This is a genomic window from Dechloromonas denitrificans, from assembly GCF_001551835.1.
Lineage (GTDB): Bacteria > Pseudomonadota > Gammaproteobacteria > Burkholderiales > Rhodocyclaceae > Azonexus > Azonexus denitrificans.
In genome coordinates, this window is the sequence record NZ_LODL01000019.1 from 213,821 (window position 1) to 237,848 (window position 24,028).

Annotated in this window: 25 protein-coding genes; 11 read left to right on the plus strand and 14 right to left on the minus strand. The window is 61.8% G+C overall.

Translation table 11 applies throughout. From position 1 onward, the window contains the following. Position 1: 1 nt before the first annotated feature. The 3 genes from sdhD to AT959_RS08795 all read right to left on the minus strand — a co-directional run bounded on the left by sdhD (position 2) and on the right by AT959_RS08795 (position 1,619). Positions 2–349 (minus strand): succinate dehydrogenase, hydrophobic membrane anchor protein, encoded by a 348-nt coding sequence (gene sdhD / locus AT959_RS08785; RefSeq protein WP_066882614.1) that lies wholly within the window; start codon positions 347–349, stop codon positions 2–4. Next, a complete protein-coding gene (gene sdhC / locus AT959_RS08790) occupies positions 346–732 on the minus strand; it encodes a succinate dehydrogenase, cytochrome b556 subunit (RefSeq protein ID WP_066883033.1) in 387 nt (128 codons plus the stop codon). Before sdhC ends, sdhD begins: the two co-directional genes overlap by 4 nt. 134 nt (positions 733–866) lie before the next feature. Further along, complete coding sequence (locus tag AT959_RS08795; protein WP_083518307.1) at positions 867–1,619, minus strand: GntR family transcriptional regulator; 753 nt, start codon at positions 1,617–1,619, stop codon at positions 867–869. A gap of 199 nt (positions 1,620–1,818) precedes the next feature. Between AT959_RS08795 and AT959_RS08800 the strand changes: the two genes are divergently transcribed. The 3 genes from AT959_RS08800 (at position 1,819) to AT959_RS08810 (ending at position 4,593) form a co-directional block, all read left to right on the plus strand. Continuing rightward, positions 1,819–2,805, plus strand: a complete 987-nt coding sequence (locus AT959_RS08800; protein WP_066882616.1) for a malate dehydrogenase — start codon at positions 1,819–1,821, stop codon at positions 2,803–2,805. Between the two features lie 77 nt (positions 2,806–2,882). Then, positions 2,883–3,866 (plus strand): HpcH/HpaI aldolase/citrate lyase family protein, encoded by a 984-nt coding sequence (locus tag AT959_RS08805; protein WP_066882617.1) that lies wholly within the window; start codon positions 2,883–2,885, stop codon positions 3,864–3,866. Continuing rightward, complete coding sequence (locus AT959_RS08810; protein WP_083518308.1) at positions 3,859–4,593, plus strand: tRNA pseudouridine(65) synthase TruC; 735 nt, start codon at positions 3,859–3,861, stop codon at positions 4,591–4,593. Before AT959_RS08805 ends, AT959_RS08810 begins: the two co-directional genes overlap by 8 nt. Here the strand turns inward: AT959_RS08810 and AT959_RS08815 are convergent. The 5 genes from AT959_RS08815 to AT959_RS08835 form a co-directional block, all read right to left on the minus strand. Continuing rightward, on the minus strand, positions 4,587–5,027 hold the full coding sequence (locus AT959_RS08815) for a CBS domain-containing protein (RefSeq protein WP_066882618.1): 441 nt from the start codon (positions 5,025–5,027) through the stop codon (positions 4,587–4,589). The two genes, AT959_RS08810 and AT959_RS08815, sit on opposite strands and share 7 nt — an antisense overlap. A 172-nt stretch (positions 5,028–5,199) precedes the next feature. After that, positions 5,200–5,637, minus strand: coding sequence for a hypothetical protein (locus tag AT959_RS08820; RefSeq protein ID WP_066882619.1), 438 nt, complete (start codon positions 5,635–5,637; stop codon positions 5,200–5,202). A 3-nt stretch (positions 5,638–5,640) separates the two neighbouring features. Then, entirely contained in the window at positions 5,641–6,858 is a 1,218-nt protein-coding gene (locus AT959_RS08825; RefSeq protein WP_066882620.1) for a hypothetical protein, read from the minus strand. An 80-nt stretch (positions 6,859–6,938) separates the two neighbouring features. Next, positions 6,939–7,424: an ankyrin repeat domain-containing protein gene (locus tag AT959_RS08830; protein ID WP_088178962.1), complete on the minus strand. Its 486-nt coding sequence runs from the start codon at positions 7,422–7,424 to the stop codon at positions 6,939–6,941. Positions 7,425–7,560: 136 nt separating this feature from the next. Then, a complete protein-coding gene (locus AT959_RS08835) occupies positions 7,561–8,817 on the minus strand; it encodes a nitronate monooxygenase (RefSeq protein ID WP_066882622.1) in 1,257 nt (418 codons plus the stop codon). 176 nt (positions 8,818–8,993) lie between these two features. Here AT959_RS08835 and AT959_RS08840 point away from each other — a divergent pair, with 176 nt between their 5' ends. Further along, positions 8,994–10,154 carry an NnrS family protein gene (locus AT959_RS08840; RefSeq protein ID WP_066882623.1) on the plus strand — a complete coding sequence of 387 codons (1,161 nt, stop codon included), beginning with the start codon at positions 8,994–8,996 and terminating at the stop codon, positions 10,152–10,154. Continuing rightward, complete coding sequence (locus AT959_RS08845; protein ID WP_066882624.1) at positions 10,154–10,615, plus strand: YaiI/YqxD family protein; 462 nt, start codon at positions 10,154–10,156, stop codon at positions 10,613–10,615. Before AT959_RS08840 ends, AT959_RS08845 begins: the two co-directional genes overlap by 1 nt. Here the strand turns inward: AT959_RS08845 and hmuQ are convergent. Continuing rightward, entirely contained in the window at positions 10,612–10,917 is a 306-nt protein-coding gene (hmuQ, locus tag AT959_RS08850; RefSeq protein ID WP_066882625.1) for a heme-degrading protein HmuQ, read from the minus strand. The genes AT959_RS08845 and hmuQ overlap by 4 nt on opposite strands. A gap of 33 nt (positions 10,918–10,950) precedes the next feature. Then, complete coding sequence (locus AT959_RS08855; RefSeq protein ID WP_066882626.1) at positions 10,951–12,651, minus strand: AAA family ATPase; 1,701 nt, start codon at positions 12,649–12,651, stop codon at positions 10,951–10,953. A 172-nt stretch (positions 12,652–12,823) separates the two neighbouring features. On the opposite strand from AT959_RS08855, the gene rlmF reads away from it, so the two are divergent. Next, complete coding sequence (rlmF, locus tag AT959_RS08860) at positions 12,824–13,855, plus strand: 23S rRNA (adenine(1618)-N(6))-methyltransferase RlmF (protein WP_083518309.1); 1,032 nt, start codon at positions 12,824–12,826, stop codon at positions 13,853–13,855. On the opposite strand, the gene AT959_RS08865 is transcribed toward rlmF, so the two are convergent. Then, positions 13,852–14,550, minus strand: a complete 699-nt coding sequence (locus AT959_RS08865; protein WP_066882627.1) for a helix-turn-helix transcriptional regulator — start codon at positions 14,548–14,550, stop codon at positions 13,852–13,854. The two genes, rlmF and AT959_RS08865, sit on opposite strands and share 4 nt — an antisense overlap. Positions 14,551–14,697: 147 nt before the next feature. Here AT959_RS08865 and AT959_RS08870 point away from each other — a divergent pair, with 147 nt between their 5' ends. The 4 genes from AT959_RS08870 (at position 14,698) to AT959_RS08885 (ending at position 17,394) form a co-directional block, all read left to right on the plus strand. Next, entirely contained in the window at positions 14,698–15,066 is a 369-nt protein-coding gene (locus AT959_RS08870; RefSeq protein ID WP_066883036.1) for a VOC family protein, read from the plus strand. A 124-nt stretch (positions 15,067–15,190) separates the two neighbouring features. Further along, a complete protein-coding gene (asd, locus tag AT959_RS08875; protein WP_066882628.1) occupies positions 15,191–16,039 on the plus strand; it encodes an archaetidylserine decarboxylase in 849 nt (282 codons plus the stop codon). Between the two features lie 8 nt (positions 16,040–16,047). Further along, a complete protein-coding gene (locus AT959_RS08880; RefSeq protein WP_066882629.1) occupies positions 16,048–16,353 on the plus strand; it encodes a hypothetical protein in 306 nt (101 codons plus the stop codon). Between the two features lie 75 nt (positions 16,354–16,428). Next, positions 16,429–17,394 (plus strand): MBL fold metallo-hydrolase, encoded by a 966-nt coding sequence (locus tag AT959_RS08885; RefSeq protein ID WP_066882630.1) that lies wholly within the window; start codon positions 16,429–16,431, stop codon positions 17,392–17,394. A gap of 88 nt (positions 17,395–17,482) precedes the next feature. Here the strand turns inward: AT959_RS08885 and AT959_RS08890 are convergent, their stop codons facing one another. Next, the gene (locus tag AT959_RS08890) at positions 17,483–18,781 is read right to left on the minus strand and encodes a right-handed parallel beta-helix repeat-containing protein (RefSeq protein WP_066883037.1); all 1,299 of its coding nucleotides are present in this window, start codon (positions 18,779–18,781) and stop codon (positions 17,483–17,485) included. A 311-nt stretch (positions 18,782–19,092) separates the two neighbouring features. Between AT959_RS08890 and katG the strand changes: the two genes are divergently transcribed. Next, complete coding sequence (katG, locus tag AT959_RS08895; protein ID WP_066882631.1) at positions 19,093–21,267, plus strand: catalase/peroxidase HPI; 2,175 nt, start codon at positions 19,093–19,095, stop codon at positions 21,265–21,267. A 188-nt stretch (positions 21,268–21,455) separates the two neighbouring features. Here katG and AT959_RS08900 read toward each other — a convergent pair whose 3' ends face one another. Next, the gene (locus AT959_RS08900; protein WP_066882632.1) at positions 21,456–23,477 is read right to left on the minus strand and encodes a methyl-accepting chemotaxis protein; all 2,022 of its coding nucleotides are present in this window, start codon (positions 23,475–23,477) and stop codon (positions 21,456–21,458) included. A 307-nt stretch (positions 23,478–23,784) separates the two neighbouring features. After that, positions 23,785–24,028 (minus strand): hypothetical protein (locus AT959_RS08905; protein WP_157651276.1); only part of this gene is annotated, 244 nt, incomplete at its 5' end.

The following is a 24,028-nucleotide window of genomic DNA, read 5'->3' on the forward strand; positions in this document are numbered from 1 at the left end:
CTTACAGCCTCCAGAGAATCGCAGCAGTCCACGCGGTGTAACCCACCAGCGCGGCAATGGTCAGCACATGCAAGCTCAGGCGCAGGCCCGTCGGCTTGACGTAGTCCATCCAGATGTCACGCACGCCGATCCAGGCGTGGTAAAAAAGGCTGACGAAGAAAAGGAAGGTCATGAACTTGATGAAGCCGTTGGCAAAAACCCCCTGCCAAGCCTCAAACGATGACGGACGAACGACCAGCAAAACTGCCGCAATCAGGACCGAATAGACCGCCATGATCACAGCCGTAGCGCGCTGAGCAATCCAGTCCTTGAGGCCGTAATGGGCACCAACAACGATACGATTGATCACAGCAGAGCCCCCCAGAGGACCAGGGTCAGCGGAATACTGACCGCGAACACAACGCCCGCCGACTTGCGAGCAGCCTCTTTTTCGATACCAACATGCACATCCAGCAGCAGGAAGCGAATACCGGCACAGAAGTGATGAACAAAGGCCCAGAGCAGACCTGCCAGAACAACTTTTACAGGCAGCATCGCCGTTACCGCCTTGAAGGCAGCGAAGCTTTCCGCCGAAGCCAGGCTAGCCCCGAAGAGCCAAAGCATAAGCGGGAAACAAAGGAACAAACCCACACCGCTGACGCGATGAAGAATTGAAACCTTGCCCGGCAAAGGCAACCTGATAGTGGTCAAGTCCAAGTTTTTTGGACGTTTCTTGATGGTCATTTCTGCCATGAACGTCATCCCTCGCGTAAAGTTGCGGTTATCCGCTTGTACGTGGTTTGAAAAGAACCGTAATTATACATTCAAAATCGCCCAGAACACGCCAAAACACGTGCTTTCCGGCCAATATCGAAGAACTTTTTCTCTCACCCCAAATCGTTCCGGTAATAATGCTGACGCGTGCAATAAAGACCGCGCCGCCACTCAACCGGCTTGTTGCCATAGGTGTAGGCCGTCCGCTCAACCAGCAACAGCGGAGAGCCCTCGGGCACGCCGAGCAGACCTGCACTGTAGGGGTCGGCTGCCACTGCACGCAAATGCTCTTCGGCATTGATCATGCGCACCCCAAAATCACTCTCGAACAAGCTGTAAAGCGAACGCTCGCCGCCCCGCAGCTTCTCAAGCGACAAACCGGCAAACAGATCGGCAACCAGATAAATCTGATCAAAAACAACCGGCTCCCCGTTGAAACGCAGCAGGCGCTCGACACAGAGCACCCGATCACCAACCTGCAAACCGAGCACCGAAGCCACCTCGGGTGTTGCCGACTGCAACTCACAGGAAAACGGATCACTGACCGTATGCGTCACCGTCCCGTCGTCGGAAACCAGGCGGAGAAAGCGGTAAAAGGAGCGCGGGTCGTCATGGGTAGCAACAAAAGTTCCCTTGCCCTGGCGACGAACCAGCAGGTTTTCCGCCGCCATCTCATCGATCGCCTTGCGCACGGTCCCCTGACTGACACTGAAACGGGTCGCCAACTCCCCTTCACTGGGAATCGCATCGCCCGGACCCCATTCACCAACCTCAAGGCTGCGGATCAAAAAATCCTTGATCTGCCGATAGAGCGGACTAAAGGTGGGCGAAGGCATGCGGGCAGGACGGGAAGCGTCACGAGTCATGGTGCAAATTTCAGCACATTTCCACACAGGCGTCCACGAAAAGTTGTCTTATATAAGACAGATGATGAATTGACAGCCCCGCCCCGAACTTCTAACATCGTCATCCTCTCGAGCCTGCTGACTGCAAGGTAAGAACAAAGGCCGGTCTCCGAGCAGATTCAAATAATCTCAATCACGCTGTTTCATACAGGAGCGACATATGTCCAAAGCCCCCATGCGCGTTGCCGTAACCGGTGCCGCCGGCCAAATCGGTTATAGCCTGCTGTTCCGCATCGCCTCCGGCGAAATGCTCGGCAAAGACCAGCCGGTCATCCTTCAGTTGCTCGACCTGCCGCAAGCTCAGCAAGCCGTGAAGGGTGTGATGATGGAGCTCGACGACTGCGCGTTCCCGCTGCTCGCCGGCATGGTTGCGACCGATGACCCGAACGTTGCATTCAAGGATGCCGACGTCTGTCTGCTGGTTGGCGCCCGTCCGCGCACCAAGGGTATGGAACGTGCCGACCTGCTGACCGCCAATGGCGCCATCTTCACCGTTCAGGGCAAGGCCATTGCCGAGAACGCCAAGGAAGACGTCAAGGTTCTGGTCGTTGGCAACCCCTGCAACACCAATGCCTACATCGCCGCCGCCGCCGCCAAGAAGGTCGGCCGCACCAACCCGAACAACTATCACGGTATGCTGCGCCTCGACCACAACCGCGCCCTGTCGCAACTGGCCGAGAAGACTGGCCGCAGCGTTTCTTCCTTCAAGAAGCTGGTTGTCTGGGGTAACCACTCGCCGACGATGTATGCCGATTACCGCAACTGCGAGTCGAACGGCGACAACGTCAAGGCCCTGATCAACGATCACGCCTGGAACAACGACGTCTTCCTGCCGACCGTCGGCAAGCGCGGCGCCGCCATCATCGAAGCGCGCGGCCTGTCTTCCGCTGCTTCCGCCGCCAACGCTGCCATCGACCACGTGCGCGACTGGGTCCTCGGCTCCAGCGACTGGGTCACGATGGGCGTTCCGTCCGATGGTTCCTACGGCATTCCGGCCGGCATCGTTTACGGCTTCCCGTGCGAATGCAAGGGCGGCTCTTTCAAGATCATCCAGGGCCTGGAAATCGACGAATACAGCCGTGAAAAGATGAACTTCACGCTCAAGGAACTGACCGACGAAGCCGAAGCCGTCAAGGACATGCTGTAATCCAGCATTTCTCTTAGCTGCACTGAAAGGCCGCGGTAAAATGCCGCGGCCTTTTTCTTTTGTGACGATCGAAAATCATGCGCCATCCCACTGCGGTTCTTTTTGCCGGCGAAAAGCCCTTTCCCGTTCTTCCTGCGGTCGACCACTATGCCGGCTCGGAAAAGCTGATCCGCAAAGCGCTCCAGTTGCAGAAGGAACTCGGCCCTATCTTCGACATCACCTGTGACTGCGAGGACGGTGCGCACGCCGGTGCGGAACGTGAACATGCCGAAATGGCCGCCCGGCTGGTCATGAGCGAAGACAACCTGTTCAATCGGGTTGGTGCCCGCGTCCATGACGTGACCCATGCCCATTGGCGGCAAGACATGGAAATCCTGGTCGGCATCGCCGGCAATCGCCTGCCCTTCATCACGCTGCCCAAGCCGTGCAGTGCCGGCGATGTCAGGGTCCAGATCGAAGCCCTGCGTGAAATTGAGCTCAAATTGAACGTTGACCGCCGGATTCCGGTACACGTGCTGATCGAAACCCACGGCGCGCTCCGCGAGGTTTGGGAAATCGCCGCCCTGCCTGGTGTCGAGAGCCTGGATTTCGGCCTAATGGACTTCGTTTCCGGTCACCATGGTGCAATCCCCGGCAGCGCGATGAAAAGCCCCGGCCAGTTCGACCACCCTCTGGTCGCCCGCGCCAAATGCGAGATCAGCGCCGCCGCGCTGGCCAACGGCGTCATTCCATCGCATAACGTGACGACCGAACTCAAGGATCTCGAATACATCGGCAACGATGCCCGCCGCGCCCGCCGCGAATTCGGCTATCTGCGCATGTGGAGCATTCACCCCAACCAGATCCTCCCCATCGTCGAAGCCATGCGCCCCGATTTCTCGGAGGTCCAGGCCGCCAGCGAGATCCTGATCGCTGCCCAGGACACCGACTGGGGCCCGATCCAGCACGAAGGCAAGCTGCACGACCGCGCCTCCTATCGCTACTACTGGGAGTTGCTGGAGCGTGCCCACGTGACCGGGATGGCACTGCCTGGCGAGGCCAAGAGCCGTTTCTTTGGCTGAGCAACTGACGATACTGTTTCGCGACGCGCATATCGTCGTCATCGACAAGCCACCCGGCCTGCTCGTCCATCGCTCGGAAATCGATCGTCACGAAACACGCTTTGCCATCCAGATTCTGCGCGACCAAATTGGCCAGCGCGTCTGGCCAGCCCATCGCCTTGACCGGGGCACCTCGGGCATCCTGCTTTTTGGGCTGTCCAGCGAAATAGCCAGTCGGCTGGGCAAGCAATTCGAAGCCGGGACGGTCGCCAAGCGCTATCTCGCCGTCGTGCGCGGCCACCCGCCGGAGAGTGGCAGTATCGACCACCCCTTGCGCCGCCAGCGCGACGACTATGAGTTCGCCGGCGATCGCTGCAGCGAAGCCCCGCAAAGCGCCCTCACCCACTATCGCCGACTGGCCGAAGTCGAACTGCCGGTAGCCGTCGACCGCTACCCGAGCAGTCGTTACGCCTTAGTCGAGCTAAACCCGGTCACCGGCCGCAAGCATCAGTTGCGCCGGCACCTGAAACACATCGCCCACCCGATCATCGGCGACGCCACTCACGGCAAAGGGCGGCACAATCGATTTTTTGCCGAACACCTTGATTGTCACCGCCTGCTGCTGGCGTGCACACAACTGGATTTCCAGCACCCGGAAAGCGGCGCCCCGCTGCAAATAAAAGCGCCAGTGTCCGGCGAATTCGCCGCCACACTGGCGCGCTTGGGCTGGCAAGCTCCCGCTCAGTAACCGATCGAGCCCTCGAGTTCTTCGAGGCGCCGCATATCACGCTCCAGATCGACCATGTCCTGGCCCAGGGCATCGCGTGCCGAGACCATGCCGACCGGCCCGCCATCATCGTCAACCACCGGCACATGCCGGAAACCGCCTTCGGCCATCATGTGCAGCGCATAGGCCAGCGGTTTGTCGGCGCGGATCGTTTGCGGTTCGCGCACCATGACCTGATGCAGTTTTGTCGTATCGGGATCCAGGCTGGCGGCAAGAATCTTGTTGAGCGCATCACGCTCGGTAAAGATACCGGCAATCCGCTGATTTTCAACGACCAGCAGAGCACCGATTTTCTTTTCGGCCATCAGGCGGCACGCTGAGCGGACAGTCATTTCAGGACTGGCCGTAATCAAGGTGCGGCCGACCAGAATTTCGTTGATCGCGCGTCTTGGCATATTTGTCTCCTTTATTGATTTGGTGGTATTCGAATAGTGGCCAAACCTGCACCAATATGCAAGCCGCCCGATTACTGCGACCGGATGACGATCACTGCAATCACTACAAAGATAATGACCAGACCAATCAATTCAACGTTCAACGCCAACCCCAAATTATTCGCAAACCCGCTCAGGGCTTGAATTCGTAAACCACCCGAACGCGAGCATCGGCCTTAACAAGATCGACAAAACCGATCCCCCCCGGATGCGCACTGACCCATTTCATGACCTCATCGGGATTCGCCACACGCGGCGGCGGCTGCATGCGTCCCGAGAAGACCTGGCGCGACCAATAGGCATTGACGTCCGACAGATCCTTGCCGACCAATGCGCTATAGAAACGCGCCCGATCCGCGTGGCTATCGACCAGGTCGACCGGTTGCGCATCGACGCCATTGAAAAACTGGCGATAGCGCCCGAAGAAGATATTGATGATTTCGTTGCGCGTCATGACTGCGACACCGCTACGCGCGTTGACGACGACGACCAGTTCGGCCAGCGCCTCATGAGCCGGCAACAGGAGCAGGCAGGCGAAGAAGAACAGGAGGCGAAGTCGTTGGCTGTTCATGGTTCAGAAGACAAAATCCATGGTCACCGAAAACACATCCGTCTTTCCCGTCCAAGCCGCCCGCTCCTGACGGTAGGGAAAAATCGATGCCGGCTCGCCCCGAATAGCGTCCCACTGGGCTTTGATCGCCATATTGTGGGCAAAGTCCCAGCGCGCGCCGAGTATGGTGGTGTTCTGATCGGCGTGCGAATCCGCCATGATCGAAGCGACCACCGGATTCAGCGTATTGCCTCGCGAATCGCTATGAATCCAGGAATAGCCGAGATACGGAGTGACCTGCGCAATGCGGTAACCAGCCAGCACGTAGCCGCCCTCGGAGCTCTGGAAAATATTGCTGCCCTGCTTGATCTTGTTCAGCATCAACTGGAACAGCCACGGGCCGCTGTCGTAGATCGCACCCAGCGAATAATAGTGGCTGCGCGTATTGGCCGTGGTCAGATACTGGCTCGCCTGAGCCGCTTGCGCCGGCGGCAAATAGGCAGCCAGCACATCGTCGATCGGCATTTCATGACTAAATCGGATATTGGCATAGCTCAGGCGGAACAGCCAGGCGCCGGCCTGATAGTCGAGATAGCCACCCGCCATGGCCGAACCGTCGATTTTCCACTGCTTGTCGGCGAGCGGAATGTTGGCGTCGGAAACTCCGTAATAGACCTTGCCGCGCAGCACATCCTCACCGACTGGCACGGTCACCGCCAGATCTGCGCCATCAATCGCGTAAAAGGGCAGATACCAGAAAAAATCCCCCGGCGGACGTACCGGCAGGTAGGAATAGCCGACCAGCCGCGAATCGGCCAGCATGAAGAACTCCGTTCCCAAGCGGCCGGCACGCAAGCTCAGTTGCGGATTGGGGTCGTATTTGAGGAAGGCCCAGGAGATTTCCGGCGTAAAAGTCCGGTCGTAACGATAACGACTGGTTGCCTGAATCACCGCCTCCAATTGCGGCGTCAGTTGCCAGTTGGCCTGCAAGCCCAGGACGCTGTCCACACGAGCGTCCCAACGATCGGTCGCACCGCGGGGCTGCGACAGGTCACGGACAAACTCGGCCTGATTGCCGGTGGTCCGGGCCGCCCCCAGCGTCCCGAAGCCGTGCAGGCCGAACGCCGATTCCTCATTCGCAGTTGCCTGTGGCGCAACAAGAAGCTGAACGAGCAGGGTGGCAACGGCAAAAAAATTGCCAGCCGCCTGACGAAGAAGGATATCGGCGCGTTGTCGCGTCATCTTATTAATTTGGCTTACCGGGATTCAAGCTGCGCGATGATAAAGCCATATCGCATGGCCAGCAATCGCCGGCAGCTGCCTCAACAGGGCTTGCCCGCCTTGCAGCCTTTCAGTATCCACAAGGAAATCACGCCGGCCACCTCGTTGGCCATCACCTTGCGCGCCATTGACGTCGGGTCGCGGCCGGCATTGGTTTTGGCGTAGGGATCGGCCCCGGCTTCGAGCAAGAGCTGGGCGTGCCGGGCATTCTGGGTATAGGCCGCCATGTGGAGCGGAGTCAGGCCATCGACATCACGGGCATTCGCATCCGCCCCTGCCGCAATCAAGGCCTTGAGCGCTGCCGGATCCGGATTGGTGGCCGCCAGATGAAGCGGTGTCGAGCCTTGGGCCGTCCGCAGGTCGCGGGCACTCGGCTCAGCCTTGAGAAGACGCGCAACATCCTGGCCGGAACCGCCCCGCGCTGCATCGTGAATGGCATGGTCGTGCGCACCGAGCGTTGCATCGGCCAAGGCGACGGAACTGCCGAGCAGCAACGACAGAAGCAGGGCGAATATTTTTTTCAGCATGTGCATGAACTCAGTCTGGAAAGCGCTTCCGATTCTAGATGACACCCAGGAAAAACCATTGATACGGCTCAATCCGGCTGCTTTCGGCAGAAAAAAACCCGGCTACTGTGCGCCGGGTTTTTGGAGACTGCCGATCTCAGGCAGGCTGCTGTTCGGGTAGCGCGAGTTTCTGATCGGTGCTGAACTGGTAATCCTTGAAAATGTGTTCAGCCGAGAGAATCTGGTAGCTGCCATCGGCCAGCTTGTACGTCGTGTCTTTCAGGCGGTAGGTCAGTTGACCGCAGGTCCACAAGTCAAAATTGCGCATGTGGGTGCACAGACAGGTCTTGTCCATCACCGAGACCTTGCGGGCTCCCGGGTGAGCCGCCACTTCGCGGTTGTAGGCGGTGACGTAGGCACACTTGCCATTGGCGTCGAGCAGATAGCCGTAAGCTTCGCAATTCGGGCGAATGCCGTCGCCGATCGCCGGGCTGCCCTTGAGCATGCGCATCGGGTAGCCGGTCGGGGAAATCAGATTGACTTCGATATCCTCTTCGCTGGCCTTGAAGTATTCCTGCTGGACCTTTTCCGGCAGGCCGCACTCCTTGGCGACGGTGAAGCGGGTGGCGACTTGGACGGCGGCGGCGCCGGCTTCCAGGAAACCGGCCGCATCGCTGCCGGTGAAGATGCCACCGGCCGGAATGACCGGAATATCGAGATGCTCGTCCTGCAGGTACTTGATGACCTCGGCGACGATGGTCGCCAGGTCGTACTGGGCCCAGTCCAGGCCAAAGCCGAGGTGACCGCCGGCGAGCGGGCCTTCGACCACGATGTAGTCGGGCAGGCGGTTGGTGCGGGCGGACTTCTTCAGGAAGAGTTGCAGGGCACGCACCGAGGAAACGATGATGCCGAGCTTGGCGTCGCGGAAACGCGGGTGGTCCTCGATCAGCGCGAACGAGCCGAGATGCAGGCCGGCGGCCAGCGTGATGCCGTCGATGCCGGCGTCGAGCGCGGCCGTCATGCGGACCTTGAGCGTCTCTTTCGGCGCATTCATGGTCAGCTTTTCCATGCAGTTCACGAAGACCAGGCCGGAACCCTGCTTGCGCTCCATGGTGCTGGCGACGTGCAGGCGGGTCGCTTCGGCGATCTTGCCGAGGTCGAACTTGACCGGCGACTTGTCTTCGTTCTCGGCGTTGTACTTGTAGAGAGCCAGCTTTTCCTTGACGAACTTCGTCTTGTAACGGCGGTCGGTGACGGTCTTGATCATCGCGTCCGAGATATGCCCGACGCCGCCCAGCCGGGCCGCCTCAAGAGCCAGATCAGCCGTCGAAATATCAACGCCCATGCCGCCGATCATGATCGGTACAAGCTCATGCTTGCCCAACCGCAAGCGGAAATCGTCCACACGCTTCATTGCTATCCTTCAGAAAAGCAGCCGGACCCCATGCGATATCGCAGCCTCGGCTAAGCGCAGAATTTTACGCGAATGTGAAAGCTCTTGCTTGCCGAGCATGGGATAAATCAAGTCGAGACGAGGTAGTCATCGCTAAACTCGCCACTTTGAGTACCCCTAGTCGTGAAAGGTTCGCCATGCAGTTCTCGTCCCACCCACTCTGGCTGGTCGGCTTTCGCCCCTTCTTTTCGCTGGCCTGCCTGGCCGGAATGAGCCTGCCGGTGATCTGGGCGCTGGTCTTCAGCGGCTTGCTCGGCACGCCGGACAGCCCGTTCAGCACGGTGCAGTGGCACGCTCACGAAATGTTCTTCGGCTTCGGCTGGGCGGTGCTCGGCGGCTTCTTGCTGACCTCGACCAAGAATTGGGTGAATATTCGCGGCTACCATGGCCCGGCCCTGATGCTGCTGACCGCTGCCTGGCTGTTCGAGCGGATCGGCATGAGCTTCGGCGGTTCCTGGCCGACCGCCCTCTTCCTGTTTTCCAACAACGCGTTTCTCGGCGGCATCGTCGCCATGCTGCTGTGGACGCTGCTCCGCTTCCGCTCCCAGGACAGTTACCGCGACAACGCCTTCTTCATGGTGATGCTGCCTGCCTTCCTGATCGCCAAATACCTGATGCTGAACGGCGCCGACTTCAGTGCCGGCTACACGATGGCGATCGGCCTGTTCCGGATGGCTTTCCTGGTCATGCTGGAAAGAACGCTGACCGGCTTCATGAAAGCGGCCTTCCAGGCGCAGATCCTGCGCCAGCCGAAACTGGACATGCCGATCAAGGTGCTCGGCCTGCTGCTGGTCGTCGAATTTGCCCTACCCCGGCCGTTGACCGCAGCCATCGCCGGTCTGCTCGCCATCCTGCTGCTGGTCCGCTTCGTTTTCTGGAAACCCCAGCTTGCCTTCAAACGCATCGATATCGGCATCATGTATGTCGGCTATCTGGCCATCGTCGCCCAATTGCTGATCGAATCGCTCGGCCATGTCGTCAATTTCGTCTGGATCGGTAGCGTCTCGGTCCATGTCTTCACCTTCGGCGCCATGGGTTCGGTGATTCCCGCCATGCTGATCCGCATTTCCAAGGGCCATACCGGGCGCAAGGTGGTGTTCGACGGCCTGGACCGGGCGACGCTCTACATCATGCTGCTTGCCCTCATGCTGCGCGTCGTGCTGCCGCAGTTCCTCCCGGCGCTATACCTGCTCTGGATCCAGCTTTCGGCACTGTGCTGGTTTGCCTGCTTCGGCATCCTCGCCTGGCGGTATATTCCCTTCCTTCTCCAACCGCGCATCGATGGCAAGGAACACTAATGCAAATCTGGGTCGACGCCGACGCCTGCCCGGTCGTCATCAAGGAAATCATTTTTAGGGCGGCCGAACGCCTGCAGATATCGACCATCCTGGTCGCCAACCAGATGCTGCGCACGCCGCCGTCGCGTTTCATCCGGGCCATCCAGGTGCCCTCCGGCTTTGACGTCGCCGACCGCCACATCGTCGATCAACTGGCGCCGGGCGACCTCGTCATTACCGCCGACATTCCGCTCGCGTCCGGCGTCATCGAACGCGGCGCCCACGCGCTCAACCCGCGCGGCGAGCTCTATACCGTGGCCAATATCCGGGAACGGCTGGCGATGCGCAACTTCATGGAAGAACTGCGCAGCGCCGGCGTCGAAACCGGTGGCCCGGCCGCTTTCAGCCAGGCCGACCGCCAGGCCTTCGGCAACGCACTCGACCGCTTTTTGGCCAAAAACGGCAGTCGACCGCCGGCCTAAAGCACCGCCTCGAACAATTCGAGTTGCGGCGGGCCGAGGTAGAAATCGCGCGGCGACTGCCCGGCCACCATGTGCGCCTTGCGAAAGGCCGCCGACTGCGTCCAGTCGGCGAAAGCCTGTTCCGACGCCCACACCGTGTGCGATGCGAACAGCGTGTATTCCTCGTTGGGCTCGGCGCGCAGCAGGTTGAAGCTGATGAAACCGGGCACTTCGCTCAGGTAGCTCTCGCGCTTGCGCCAGTGCTCGACGAAGGCGTCTTCCTTGCCGAGCGCGATGCGGAAACGGTTCATGGCCAGAAACATGGGCAACTCCTTGGTTGAGTGGGTTCGAGCATTTCACGCCACCGCCAGTTCCATGCCGCGAAAGATCGAACAGCGGCGGAAGACTTCGACCGTCGGCGGCAACTGTTTCTGCTTGCAATACTTGGCGACCAGCTTGGCCAGGCCCTTGATGTCGCGCCCGGTCGCTTCTGGAAAGATATCCGGCAAACGCTCGAGCAAGGCCGGCTCGACTGCCAGGGAGAACTGTTCGGTCATCACACCCCAGATTTTCCGGCGGTCGTCGCGGGTCGGTGGATGGAACTTGATCAGCGCGATGCAGCGCGAGACGATCGCTTCGTCGATCTCGTCCACCCGGTTGGTGGTCAGGAACAGCAGGCCGTTGAAATACTCCAGCACACGCAGGAAAACGCCGACCACGGCATTCATCGTGATGTTGTCGTCGCGCTTCTTGATATAGACGTCGGCCTCGTCGATCAGCATCACCGCGCCCCAGCGCTGGGCGCGGGTCAACACTTCCTTCAGCGCCGTTTCCATCGCCGCCACGTTCAACCCGAGCTGACCGGAATGGACGCGGTAGAGCGGCCGACGGATGATTTCCGAATAGACCTCGGCAGTCAGCGTCTTGCCGACCCCGGCCGGCCCGGCGCACAACACCGTCGTGCCGCCCGACTTACCGGCAACGATGTCGTCCATCAGCACATCCATCTCGGCGGTCAGGATGTCGATCAGGTCGGTCTGCTCCGGCGGCAAGACCAGCTTATCCTTCAACGCCGGCTGGTAGGCATAGGGCTGCAGGTCGTCCACATGCACCCAGACGTAATGATGCAGGTCGAGGTGGAACATCAGCAGGTAAAAATGCACCGGCAGTTCGGTGAACAAGCCCTTGGCGATGCCGGCCTGGGTGGCCTCGACCTCGGCCTCTTCCTTGCCGGACAGCCGCGAATTGCGCGCCACCCGGCGGACGAACTTGGCCATGATGTCGCCGGTCGCATCGAGCGCCAGCACCCGCTCGCCGAGAATGCCCTCGTCGTTGACCAGGCGGGCCGGGCTGCCGGTCGAGGACAGGATGATCTGGTCCTTGCGCGAATAATCGGTATCGCGATGGGTCGCCGTCGGGTTCTCGGCGAAGTAGCCGACGCCGTTGCCGGAAAACTGCGCGCCGTACTGCGCCCGCCACTCGAAGTAACGCGCCGCTCCTTCGTCGTAACTTTGCAGCAATTCCGGCGTTTCCTTGACGAAGCCCTTGGCGGCGAGGATCTCGGGAATGGTCCGGCCGGCGATATCCGGCCCGGCGATACGTAGGGTCGCCGTCGCCAGCCGCGCCTTGGCGTTGGCTTTCAGTTCGAGAAAGATCTTGCCGGTTTCCTCTTCCGACGGCGGCGTGAAATCGAGCCGGGTCACGACATAGGCCAGCGGCTTGCCGGTAATGCTGGCCGAAAACAGCCAGCCGCGCGACGCGCCATCGGCCAGATAACGGGCGATGGCCGGCACCGCCATCTCCAGTTCTTCCGACTCGAAGCGCCGCCCGCCCTCGTGCAGGGCTTTCTGCAGCGTCGCGATCTGCGCCGCCCGCACCCGCAGTTCCGCCCCGCCCTCGGCATACAGGCCGCGCAGGAAGGCCAGTTCCTCGTCGTTCAGGTTGCCAAACGGAATCTCGACCTTGTTGCCGAAGCGCAATTGTTCCTCGACGTAGGCCAGCCGCGGAAAGGCCTGCAGCATCGCCGCGATGTGCGGCCGCTCGATTTGCAGCTTCATGGTGCCACTCCCCAATTGATCGTTTCGGGGAAGCCGAGCGAATTCCATGCCGAGCGGGAAAGCGGACAAAGCGACGTTGAAACAATAACTTGGCAAAAGCCGACTTTGTCGGGCAGGCAACATTCAATCCATGGGATACTCCGCCCCCTCGTCCCCGATCGGAAAACAACAAATGACGGCCCCTGCCCAGAAACCCGGACTGCACCCACGCAACAAGAATGCCGCCGGCTACGATTTTGCCGCGCTGACGGCGGTCGCGCCGGGGCTGGTCAAGTACGTGATCACCACCAAGGCGGGCACGCCGGGCATCGATTTCGCCAACCCCGCCGCCGTCAAGGCCTTCAACCGCGCCCTGCTCGCCCTGCATTACGGCATCAAGGGCTGGGAAATTCCGGCCGGCTACCTGTGCCCGCCGATTCCCGGCCGCGCCGACTACATCCACCACGCCGCCGACCTGCTCGCCACCTGCAACAAGAAGACGATCCCGACCGGTGCCGGCGTACGCGTGCTCGACATCGGCGTCGGCGCCAACTGCGTCTATCCGCTGATCGGTGCCGCCGAGTACGGCTGGCAATTCCTCGGGGTCGATATCGACGAAACGGCGCTGGCCAATGCGCAGATGATTTTGGGCAAAAACGAGCAGTTGACCGGCATGATCGAACTGCGCCACCAGCCAGTCTGGGAAAACATCTTCACCGGCCTGCTGCGCTCCGGCGAAAACTTTGAACTGAGCATGTGCAACCCGCCTTTCCACAATTCGCCGGACGACGTGCATGCGGTCAGCCAGCGCAAGTGGAACAACCTCAACAAGCCGGGTGCGAAAAAGGGCGCGGTACAGCAGCCCCGCCTCAATTTCGGCGGCGGCGGCACCGAGCTGTGGTGCAACGGCGGCGAGCGCGCCTTCGTCAAGAACATGATCGAGCAGAGCAGCGGCATCCCGAAACGGGTGATGTGGTTTACCAGCCTGATCTCCAAGGCCGAGAACGTCGAACATATCGAAGCCGCGCTGAAGAAGGCCAAGGTCGTCGACTCGCGCATCATCGCCATGGCGCAGGGCCAGAAGCAGAGCCGCTTCGTCGCCTGGACCTTCATGGGCAACGGCGACCGGGAAAAATGGCGGCGCGAACGCTGGCAAAGCAGCGCTCACTTCACGCCTTCGCCGGCCCCGGCCCCGACACCGACGGACGACGCAGCCCAGCCCTAAGCCGCGCCCTCCTCGCCACGCGCCTTGGCCAGATACTCGCGCCAACGGTGGCCGTGGCGGTCATCGAACGGATCGGCCAGGATATCGACGGCGCCGATCCGGTCCACCCGGAACGTCCGGAAGTCCTGGCGCAACTCGCACCAGGCACCCAGCGTCCAGCAATGCCCCCAGAAGACCAGGCCGAGCGGCCAGAGCATCCGCTCCGATAGCTCGCCGTCCGCCCGCCGGTAGCTGACCAGCACTTTCCGCCCGCTTTCCATGCCTTCGCGCAACAGCGCCATCGGCTCGCGCAGCGGCGCCGGCTGCAGGCAATCGGGTGCCAGAAAGCGCCGGCTGCTGGCACTGATGCGCTGCTCCAGCGCCTGCGGCACCACCGCTTCGATCCGCGCCATCGCCTGCTCCGCCGCCCGGCCGAGCGCCGAATCGCCCCAGGCCCGGACCAGCTTGGCGCCGACCACCAGCGCCTCCAGTTCGTCGCCGGTAAACATCAGCGGCGGCACCTGATAACCGCGCCGCAGCCGATAGCCGACGCCGGCCTCGCCATCGATCGGGGCGCCGGATTTCACCAGATCGGCGATATCGCGGTAGATGGTGCGCTCGGAGACTTCCAGCGTGCTGGCCAGCGCCGCCGCCGTCACCACCCGCCCGTGGCGCAGCAGCAGGATGATCTGGAACAGGCGGTCGGCTGGGCGCATGGCATGGCTCGAAAAACGGGAATTTCAGCATAACACGCGCTTTTTCAGGGCTGGCAAAGCCTCCTGACACCATGCTGTCAGTAGCCCCCGGCCACAATGCGCTGCATCAACGGCATCCCGCCGCTGAATTTGACCAAGGAAAACCTCATGGACAATCCATTGCGCTGGTTTGAAATCCCCACCACCGACCTCGACCGGGCCACTGCCTTTTATGAAGCCGCCTTCGCCACCACCCTGCGCCGCGAAAGCTGTGGCGGCAACCCGATGGCAATCTTTCCCTACACCTGCCCGCACCCGGGCGGCGCGCTGGTCGCCATGCCGCAACTGGCGCCGCGCGACAACGGCACGCTGATCTACCTCGATGGCGGCGACGATCTGAACGCCGTCCTCGCCCGCATTCCGGCGGCCGGCGGCACGGTGGTCATGGCGAAGACCGATCTCGGCAAGGGGATCGGCCATATCGGCCTGTTCATCGACAGCGAAGGCAACCGGGTCGGCGTTTACTCGCCGAACTGAGTTCGCTCCCCCCCCCCGCCGGGCCGGTAGCCCCGGTCGGGCCTGGCTCGCCATGCCAACGGAAACACGCCACCGGCAGGCGAGTCAGTATAATCACGGACCCTAGCTTCCAGTGATCAGCCCAGTGTCCGACCGCCTCGCCGTTCTCCCCCAGTATTTGCTGCCCAAACAGGCACTCACCATTCTCGCCGGCAAGCTGGCCAGCGCCCAGGCGGGTAGCCTGACCACCGGTGTCATCCGCTGGTTCGTCGGCCGTTACGGCGTCAATATGGCCGAAGCGGCCAACCCGGACATTGCCAGCTACCAGAGCTTCAACGAATTCTTCACCCGGCCGCTGCAAGCCGGCGCCCGGCCGCTGGCCGAGGCCGATTTCCTATGCCCGGTCGATGGCGCGATCAGCCAGTTCGGACCGATCGAACGCGACCAGATTTTCCAGGCCAAGGGCCACAGCTATTCGACCACTGCGCTGGTCGGTGGCGACCGCAAGCTGGCCGCGCAATTCGAGAACGGCAGCTTCGCCACGCTTTACCTCAGCCCGCGCGACTACCACCGCATCCACATGCCCTGCGACGGCCGGCTGAGCCGCATGATCTACATACCCGGCGCCCTGTTCTCGGTCAATCCGACCACGGCCCGCGGCGTGCCCGGCCTGTTCGCCCGTAACGAGCGCGTCGTCTGCGTCTTCGAGTCGGCGGCCGGTCCCTTCGTGCTGACCCTGGTCGGCGCCACCATTGTCGGCAGCATGGCCACCGTCTGGCACGGCCAGGTCAATCCGCCGCGCCCCGGCGTCGTCCGCGAATGGCGTTACGACGAGCAGAACATCGTGCTGAAGAAGGGCCAGGAAATGGGCCGCTTCCTGCTCGGCTCGACCGTCGTCATGCTCTTCCCGAAGAACAGCCTCGCCTTCAATGCAGCCTGGGCGCCGACCGGCGCCATCCGCATGGGCGAGCCGATGGGCAACAAGCCCGCCTGAGCCGGCCGATGAGCACCGAAAGCGGCGGCCTGCCGCGCATCGTTTCGCGCAGCCTGGGCCTGGCCATGCTGGGCGGGCTGATCTGGTACGCCCTCAAGCATTCCCCGGCGCCGCTCTTCGGCTTCCTCGGCATTGCCTCGGCCCTGGTTTCGATCCGTATCGGCCAGCGGGGTGAGGAGCGCTACGGTCGACGCGTCCCGGTCACCGAAATGCTCGCCCTCGGCCGGCAAGGCGACCGCGCCATGCTGGTCGGCGGCCTCACCGGCTACGCGATGATCGTTTTCTTCGGCATCGCTGCCTACTACGCGTTCTGAGGCAAAGGGGGCCAGCCCCCTGCCGACAATCCCATAGTCATGGGATACTCGGCTTCCCCAAACCAGGAGAATTGCATGAACGCACAGCCCAAATCGCTGCTCCGCAGCCTGCTCGCCAGTTGCTTCCTGCTCTGCAGCAGCCTTGCCCTCGCCGAGGCGCCGCAGCAGAAAAGCCAGGTCCCCGGCTACTACCGGATGCAGCTCGGCCAGATCGAAGTTACCGCCCTCTACGACGGCGCGATCAAGCTCGATACCAAGCTACTCAAGAACACCAATGAAAAGGAAGTGCAGCAGCTGCTCGCCCGCCTGTTCGTCAAGGGCCCGGCCGTGCAGACCGCGGTCAATGCCTACCTGATCAACACCGGCAGCAAGCTGGTGCTGGTCGATGCCGGCGCCGCCAAACTGTTCGGGCCGACGCTCGGCAACATCGTCAGCAACCTGAAAGCTGCCGGCTACGCGCCGGAACAGGTCGATGCCGTGCTCGCCACCCACCTCCACGGCGACCACATCAATGGCCTGATCGACGCCGACGGCAAGGCCGTCTTCACCAATGCCGAAATCTGGGCGGCGCAGGCCGACCACGATTTCTGGCTGAGCGAGGAAGTCGCCGCCAAGGCAGCGAAGGAAATGCAGGGCTTCTTCAAGATGGCCCGCGATGCCGCCGCCCCCTACCGCGCCGCCGGCAAATGGAAGACCTTCGCCAGCGACCAGGAACTGCTGCCCGGCATCAACAGCCTCGCCGCCAACGGCCACACGCCGGGCCACAGCGCCTACCTGATCGGCGGCGGCGAGGAAAAGCTGCTGATCTGGGGCGACCTCGTGCACAACCATGCCGTACAGTTCGCCCGTCCCCAGGTCGCCATCGAGTTCGACAACGACCGCAAGGCCGCCGTCGCCACCCGCAAGCAGATCTTCGCCAAGGCGGCCAAGGAAAAACTGCTGGTCGGCGGCATGCACCTGCCCTTCCCGGGCATCGGCCATGTCCGCAAGGACGGCAAGGGCTACAGCTGGGTGCCCGTCGAGTTCGCGCCGCTGCCCTGAGCGGGCTGGCTGGAACAACAGGAAAGCCGGCGCCGGCTTTCCTGCGGTCGACACCGCAAAAACGGCAATTTTCAGCCGCCGCCCGGCCTCACTGAAAAGCGCCGGGCGACAATGAACTGCTGACCCGCACCGGCCGGGTGCCAGCCGGGGCGGCAAATTCCGCGTTCGGCAGCAGGTCCATCTCGCCAGCCCGTCCCGGTACCCGAACCGTACCGCGCAAGGGTGACAGATTGGCCAGCCGCGACGGCACGCCGGCATACTCGATCAGCTCGCCGCGCCCCACCGTCCGGTTGCCTTCGAAACGGCCCTGCGCCGGCTGGAAAAAATTGCCATTGCCGACACTCAGGTTGTTGATCGCCCAGACATCGAGGCCGCCGGTAAAGCGCTCGGCCCAGACCGACAAGAAGCTGCCGGCGTGCGCATCGTTGAGCAAGGTGTTGTGCGCCAGGTAGAGGGCGTTTTCCGGCCAGCGCTGGCCTTCGGCACCGAAGGCGACCAGGCTCGGATTATCGGTACCCGCACTCTGCCCGATGACATTGCCGATGACGTAGGCGATGCCGCCGTTCGGAAATTCCAGTTCGTAGGACGCCCGCCCGTTGGCGCCATCAACCAGCATGTTGTAGAGAATATGGTTTTCACGGGCCCGCGACTTGACCAGGTGGCCGAGGTAGCCGTTCTCGAAACGGCTGCCGCGCAGCACGAACTTGCCGATAGCGCCGACATAGAGCAGATGATGCACATCGCGGGCATCGCGCGGCGCATCGGCGAACTCGCTGTCGCTGACGGTCAGCGTCATGGCGGCCTGGTTGGCGGTCAGGATGCCCATCTCGTTGTCGGCGAAACGGCAGCCCTGCACCGTCAACTCGCCGCGCTCGAAGCGAATGCCGGCGCCGTTGGCGTGGCTGCTCCGGGCGCCGCGAAACTCGATATTCTCGATCCGGACATGCCCGCCGCGCACGACCCAGGTCGCCTTGTCCTCGGCGCTGCGGCCATCGGCCAGCATCACCGGCCGTTCGCCGACACCGCGAATCAGCAGATTGTCCTGCGTCCACACCGCCGGCTGGCCGCGGTAGTTGCCGGGGCGGATTTCGATGACCTCGCCATCGCGCGCCAGACGCGCCGCCTCAGTCAAGGTGCTGATCTTTTCGCCGCTGCCGACCCGCATCGTCGCCTTCGGCGCCGCCTCGCCCCAGCGCTTCTGCAGCGCCAACTCCGCTTCCGGCAAGGCGATCAATTTGCCATCGGCACCGCGGCGGATTTCGCCGACATAGCTCGGTGCCTGCGGCAGCGTATCGCCCGACTGACTGATGGCAGCACTTGCCAGGCCAGCCCCAAGACAGGCCAGGCTGAGACGACAAAGCTTGCGGCAGAACGAATCACGGATCACGGGCATCTCCTTCGGCAAGGCCGGCTGCCTCATTCTAACGGCATTCGGAAAGCAGAAAAATCCACGGCCGCTTTCCCGGCGGGGCTATGCTGCAACCATGGAAACAATGCTAGGTCCTGCGGTCGACGGCCTGAAAGGGCCGATTTTCGTAAACCTCGCCTTGACCGAGGCAGCCGCCCGGCAAATCCTACCCCCTGAATAGCCACCACCTATCAAGCGTATCCAGCTAATCAATTAGCAAAAGATGTCCTGCTTTCCTAATATCAGTTTGCCTGCTTCCAATAACGTCATTCACTGAGGAGAGAAGAGAAATGGATCAAAAACATGCAAGTTCGGCTGGCAAGTGCCCCGTCATGCACGGCGGTGCCACAACGGCCAGCATTTCGAATACCGAGTGGTGGCCCAAGGCCCTGAATCTGGACATCCTGCACCAGCAGGATAGCAAGACCAATCCGCTGGGGCCTGACTTCAACTACCGCGAAGAGGTCAAGAAGCTCGATGTCGAAGCCTTGAAGAATGACCTCAAAGCCCTGATGACCGACAGCCAGGAATGGTGGCCGGCGGACTGGGGCCACTACGGCGGCCTGATGATCCGCATGGCTTGGCACGCGGCCGGCACCTATCGCATCGCCGACGGCCGGGGCGGTGGCGGTACCGGCAATCAGCGCTTTGCCCCCTTGAATTCCTGGCCCGACAACGCCAACCTCGATAAGGCCCGCCGCCTGCTCTGGCCGATCAAGAAAAAATACGGTAACAAGCTGAGCTGGGCTGACCTGATCATCCTCGCCGGCAACATGGCCTACGAATCGATGGGCCTGAAGACCTTCGGCTACGGCTTTGGCCGCGAGGACATCTGGCATCCGGAAAAGGACATCTACTGGGGCTCCGAGAAGGAATGGCTGGCGCCGACCGACAACCCGAACAGCCGCTACTCCGGCGAACGTGATCTGGACAACCCACTGGCCGCCGTGATGATGGGGCTGATCTACGTCAACCCGCAGGGCGTTGACGGCCAGCCCGACCCGCTGAAGACGGCGCGCGACGTGCGCATCACTTTCGCCCGGATGGCGATGAACGATGAGGAAACTGTCGCCCTGACCGCCGGCGGCCATACGGTCGGCAAGGCGCACGGCAATGGCGATGCCGCCAAGCTGGGTCCCGAGCCGGAAGGCGCCGACCTGGAAGAACAGGGCCTGGGCTGGAACAACCACAGCAGCCGTGGCGTCGGTCGCGACGCGGTGACCAGCGGCCTCGAAGGGGCGTGGACCACCCATCCGACGCAGTGGGACAACGGCTACTTCAAGCTGCTCCTCGGCTACGACTGGTGGCTGCAGAAGTCGCCGGCCGGGGCCTGGCAATGGCAGCCGGTCAACATCAAGGAAGAGGACATGCCGGTCGACGTCGAGGATCCATCGATTCGCCGCCCGCCGATCATGACCGACGCCGACATGGCGATGAAGTTCGACCCCGAGTACCGCAAGATCGCCGAACGCTTCCGCGACGACCAAGCCTATTTCACGGAAGTCTTCGCCCGCGCCTGGTTCAAGCTGACCCACCGCGACATGGGACCGAAGGCCCGTTACATCGGGCCGGATGTGCCGCAGGAAGACCTGATCTGGCAAGACCCGGTCCCCGTCGGCCGCAAGGATTACGACGTAGCGGCCGTCAAGGCCCAGATCGCAGCCAGCGGCCTGACAATCAGCGAAATGGTATCCACCGCCTGGGACAGCGCCCGCACCTTCCGCGGTTCGGACAAACGCGGCGGCGCCAACGGGGCACGTATCCGCCTTGCCCCACAAAAGAACTGGGAAGGCAATGAACCGGCACGCCTGGCCAAGGTGCTCGGCGTACTGGAAAGCATTGCGGCGCAGACCGGCACCAGCGTCGCTGACGTCATCGTTCTGGCTGGCAACCTCGGCGTCGAACAGGCAGCTCAGGCGGCAGGTTTCAATGTCAGCGTTCCCTTCGCGCCGGGCCGCGGCGATGCCAAGCAGGAAATGACCGATGTCGAGTCGTTCGAGGTGCTGGAACCCTTGGCCGATGGCTTCCGCAACTTCCTGAAGAAGGATTACGCCGTCAGCGCCGAGGAACTGATGCTCGATCGCACGCAACTACTCAGACTGAGCGCGCATGAGATGACCGCTCTGGTGGGCGGCATGCGCGTCCTCGGCACCAATTACGGTGGCACCAAACATGGCGTATTTACCGACCGTGTCGGGGTTCTGAGCAACGACTTCTTCGTCAACCTGACCGACATAGCCTACACCTGGCAGCCGGTTGGCAAAAACCTGTATGAAATCCGCGACCGCAAGACCGGTGCGGTCAAATGGACAGCCACCCGGGTCGATCTCGTATTCGGCTCGAATTCGGTTCTTCGTGCCTATGCCGAGGTCTATGCACAGGACGACAACAAGGAGAAGTTCGTCAAGGACTTCGTCGCCGCCTGGACGAAGGTCATGAACGCCGACCGCTTCGATCTGGCCTAAGCGCTTTCAAGGCATCGCCCCCCGCTGCAAAGCATCGCGGCGGGAACCTCAGGCGCGTTTAAAAGCCCTCGCCGGTTTCCCGGTGAGGGCTTTCAGTTTCCGGCGAACATAGAACCAACAGCGGTCCGACGGTCGACCGGCTAAAACGGCCTTTTTTTACCAAGCGGGTCGCCGTTTTGGCAGTCGGCTCAAGCCACCTTGAAGCGTGAAACCTCGCGCTGCAGGGCATCGGCAAATTCCTGCAACTGCTCCGCCGTAGCGTGGTTTTCCCCGACGGCGGCCGAGTTCTCTTCCGCCATCTGCGCAATCGTTTCGACATTGCGCGCAATATCCGAACTGGCGGCCGCCTGTTCGCGCAAAGCGTCCGAAATTTCCCGAACTGCGGCAACGACCTGCGCTGCGCCTTCGCGCACCTCGGCCATCGTCTGACCGGCCGAGGTGGTCAGCGCGACGCCCCGATCAACCTTGCTGACGCCTGCTTTCATCGCCTCGACGGCAGCGTAGGTTTCTTGCTGGACGCTGCCGATCATCGCGGAAATCTGTTGCGTCGACTTGGTCGTCCGCTCGGCGAGCTTGCGCACCTCGTCGGCAACGACGGCGAAGCCACGTCCCTGCTCGCCGGCTCGCGCCGCCTCGATGGCAGCATTGAGCGCCAGCAGATTGGTTTGATCGGCAATATCCTTGATCACTTCGACGATGGAGGAAATCTCCTGCGAACGCCGGCCCAGCTCTTCGACGGCATTGGCCGAGGCCGACACCGCCGCGGCGATTTCGCCCATTTCGGCGACCACGGTCTGGACCAGATCGCCGCCCTGCCTGGACAGCTCCCCGGAGCGCTCCGAGATTTCGTTGGCATCGCGCGCATTGGAACTGATGTGGTCAATGCCGACCGTCGTCTGCTCGACCGCCGCTGCCATGCTCGAAGCCGCTTCGCTCTGGTTCCGGCTGGACTGCGCGATCTGGCCCGATGACGTGGCAGTGCGCTCGGCGGCGCTGGCTACGGCATCGGCATTGGTCCTGACATTGCGAACGGTCTGATTGACCGCTTCTGCCATCTTGTTGAAGCTGTCGGCCACCCGCTCCAGTTCGTCCCGGCAGGCCAGCTTGATGCGGGTCGTCAGATCGCCCTGGGCAATCGCATCGGCGCCGACGGCAAGCCGGTGAATGTTGTCGGTCACCGCACGGTACATGCCGGCCACCATGTAGGCGGCGAACAGCAGGACAGCGCCGACCAGCAGGAAAGTCATCCACATCTGTTTCTGGAAGCGATCGATCCGCTGATCGATCAACTGCTCCAATGTCGGCAACAGCGTGTCGAACATCTGGGCATAGCCGGCATCGATTGTCGCCGTCGTATCTTTCAGAAAATCGGCGGCGCTGATCGAGAACATTTGCGTCAGGATATCGTCCCGCACGACGCCGACCGACTGCGCCAGCGCGAAAATGAACTTTTGCGACGAGGCATCCAGCGCTGCCGCCACCGACGGATTTTCCCGTTTCGTCTTGGCCAGGTTGCGTTCGTACTGTTCGCGCAGATCGCTAATGCTGGCCAATCCAATGTTCAGCATATTGGCCTGAGCCGGCTCGAGGACGCCGGCGGCCAGCACGCCGGTCCCGTTCGCCCGCATCCGGCCCAGCGTTTCGAGCAGCGCCGGCAATTTGACCAGTGCCGTATCCATCAGGTAGAACGAACCGATTTCCGGGTCCTGCGTCAGTTGGTAGTAATCGGAGACCTCCGCCGCGAAGACCAGAATCTTGCTGATCAGCACCCGATGCGCCGCGATGTTTGCGGAAAGGCGCATGGCGAAGCCTTCATTGGCCAGGCGGCTCCAGTCGGCACGGATCGCCTGCCAATCGGCACCGTTGCGCAAACTCTCCGACAAAGCGCTTTCGACCCTGGCCAACTCGGCTTCAAGCTCTTTCCCCTTTTGCTCGGCCTCCACTTTCTGCTCTGCTTTGCCGCCGAGCACGGCGGCCGACAGGCCGCGGTGCTGCTGCGCGAACTGAATGACCCGGATCAACGGCTTGACGGTTTTCAGGCCATCAAGCTCGTTGCGCGCATGCACGATGGAGGCGTCGAGGCGCAGGTAAAGCAAGGAGACCAGGAGGCTAACGGCGACCATCAGAACGAGAACGACAACAGCGAATTTCCCGGTAAACCGCAGGCGATTCATCAGCGCCACGGCCGGTGTCATCAGTAGGCTGCTCATTGAATTCTCCTAGTTGGTTGTTTGCAGTTAGTCGCCAAAGGCACGGATCGATCATTGGTCAGCCCCGGCCTTCGCCATGCCCGCACCGGTGCGAACTGTGCCACATCGAGAATGCTAAGTTTTTAATTTTTCTTATATTTCAGCCATAAATTTCAGCTTCTTCAGACCAGGTCCATCTTCGCTTGCAAGGCATCAAAATGGACACACGCATCAAGAGCGGACGTAATGAAAAAGCCCCCACCAGTTTCCCGGCGGGGGCTTTTTAATGTCCTGCGGTCGACGCCGTAAAAGCGTCGATTTTCGCAACTTACATCTCGACGGTCGCAGCCTGCTCGACGAACTCCGGAATCTGGTCGAAGTTCATGTAGCGATAGACTTCACCGGCCTTGGCGTTCACCAGCTTGATCTGCTCCATGTATTCCGGCACCGTCACGATACGACCGGCCAGGGCGCACATGGCGGCCAGTTCGGCGGAACCCAGATAAACCTGGGTGTCGATACCGAGGCGGTTCGGGAAGTTGCGGGTGGAGGTGGAGATCGCGGTGGAACCC

Excerpts from the sequence above, each read along its gene's own strand:
- sdhC (WP_066883033.1), bottom strand. The coding sequence starts at position 732 with ATGGCAGAAATGACCATCAAGAAACGTCCAAAAAACTTGGACTTGACC.
- AT959_RS08795 (WP_083518307.1), bottom strand. The coding sequence starts at position 1,619 with ATGACTCGTGACGCTTCCCGTCCTGCCCGCATGCCTTCGCCCACCTTT.
- AT959_RS08800 (WP_066882616.1), top strand. The coding sequence starts at position 1,819 with ATGTCCAAAGCCCCCATGCGCGTTGCCGTAACCGGTGCCGCCGGCCAA.
- AT959_RS08805 (WP_066882617.1), top strand. The coding sequence starts at position 2,883 with ATGCGCCATCCCACTGCGGTTCTTTTTGCCGGCGAAAAGCCCTTTCCC.
- AT959_RS08815 (WP_066882618.1), bottom strand. The coding sequence starts at position 5,027 with ATGCCAAGACGCGCGATCAACGAAATTCTGGTCGGCCGCACCTTGATT.
- AT959_RS08820 (WP_066882619.1), bottom strand. The coding sequence starts at position 5,637 with ATGAACAGCCAACGACTTCGCCTCCTGTTCTTCTTCGCCTGCCTGCTC.
- AT959_RS08825 (WP_066882620.1), bottom strand. The coding sequence starts at position 6,858 with ATGACGCGACAACGCGCCGATATCCTTCTTCGTCAGGCGGCTGGCAAT.
- AT959_RS08830 (WP_088178962.1), bottom strand. The coding sequence starts at position 7,424 with ATGCTGAAAAAAATATTCGCCCTGCTTCTGTCGTTGCTGCTCGGCAGT.
- AT959_RS08835 (WP_066882622.1), bottom strand. The coding sequence starts at position 8,817 with ATGAAGCGTGTGGACGATTTCCGCTTGCGGTTGGGCAAGCATGAGCTT.
- AT959_RS08840 (WP_066882623.1), top strand. The coding sequence starts at position 8,994 with ATGCAGTTCTCGTCCCACCCACTCTGGCTGGTCGGCTTTCGCCCCTTC.
- AT959_RS08845 (WP_066882624.1), top strand. The coding sequence starts at position 10,154 with ATGCAAATCTGGGTCGACGCCGACGCCTGCCCGGTCGTCATCAAGGAA.
- hmuQ (WP_066882625.1), bottom strand. The coding sequence starts at position 10,917 with ATGTTTCTGGCCATGAACCGTTTCCGCATCGCGCTCGGCAAGGAAGAC.
- AT959_RS08855 (WP_066882626.1), bottom strand. The coding sequence starts at position 12,651 with ATGAAGCTGCAAATCGAGCGGCCGCACATCGCGGCGATGCTGCAGGCC.
- rlmF (WP_083518309.1), top strand. The coding sequence starts at position 12,824 with ATGACGGCCCCTGCCCAGAAACCCGGACTGCACCCACGCAACAAGAAT.
- AT959_RS08865 (WP_066882627.1), bottom strand. The coding sequence starts at position 14,550 with ATGCGCCCAGCCGACCGCCTGTTCCAGATCATCCTGCTGCTGCGCCAC.
- AT959_RS08870 (WP_066883036.1), top strand. The coding sequence starts at position 14,698 with ATGGACAATCCATTGCGCTGGTTTGAAATCCCCACCACCGACCTCGAC.
- AT959_RS08880 (WP_066882629.1), top strand. The coding sequence starts at position 16,048 with ATGAGCACCGAAAGCGGCGGCCTGCCGCGCATCGTTTCGCGCAGCCTG.
- AT959_RS08885 (WP_066882630.1), top strand. The coding sequence starts at position 16,429 with ATGAACGCACAGCCCAAATCGCTGCTCCGCAGCCTGCTCGCCAGTTGC.
- katG (WP_066882631.1), top strand. The coding sequence starts at position 19,093 with ATGGATCAAAAACATGCAAGTTCGGCTGGCAAGTGCCCCGTCATGCAC.
- AT959_RS08900 (WP_066882632.1), bottom strand. The coding sequence starts at position 23,477 with ATGAGCAGCCTACTGATGACACCGGCCGTGGCGCTGATGAATCGCCTG.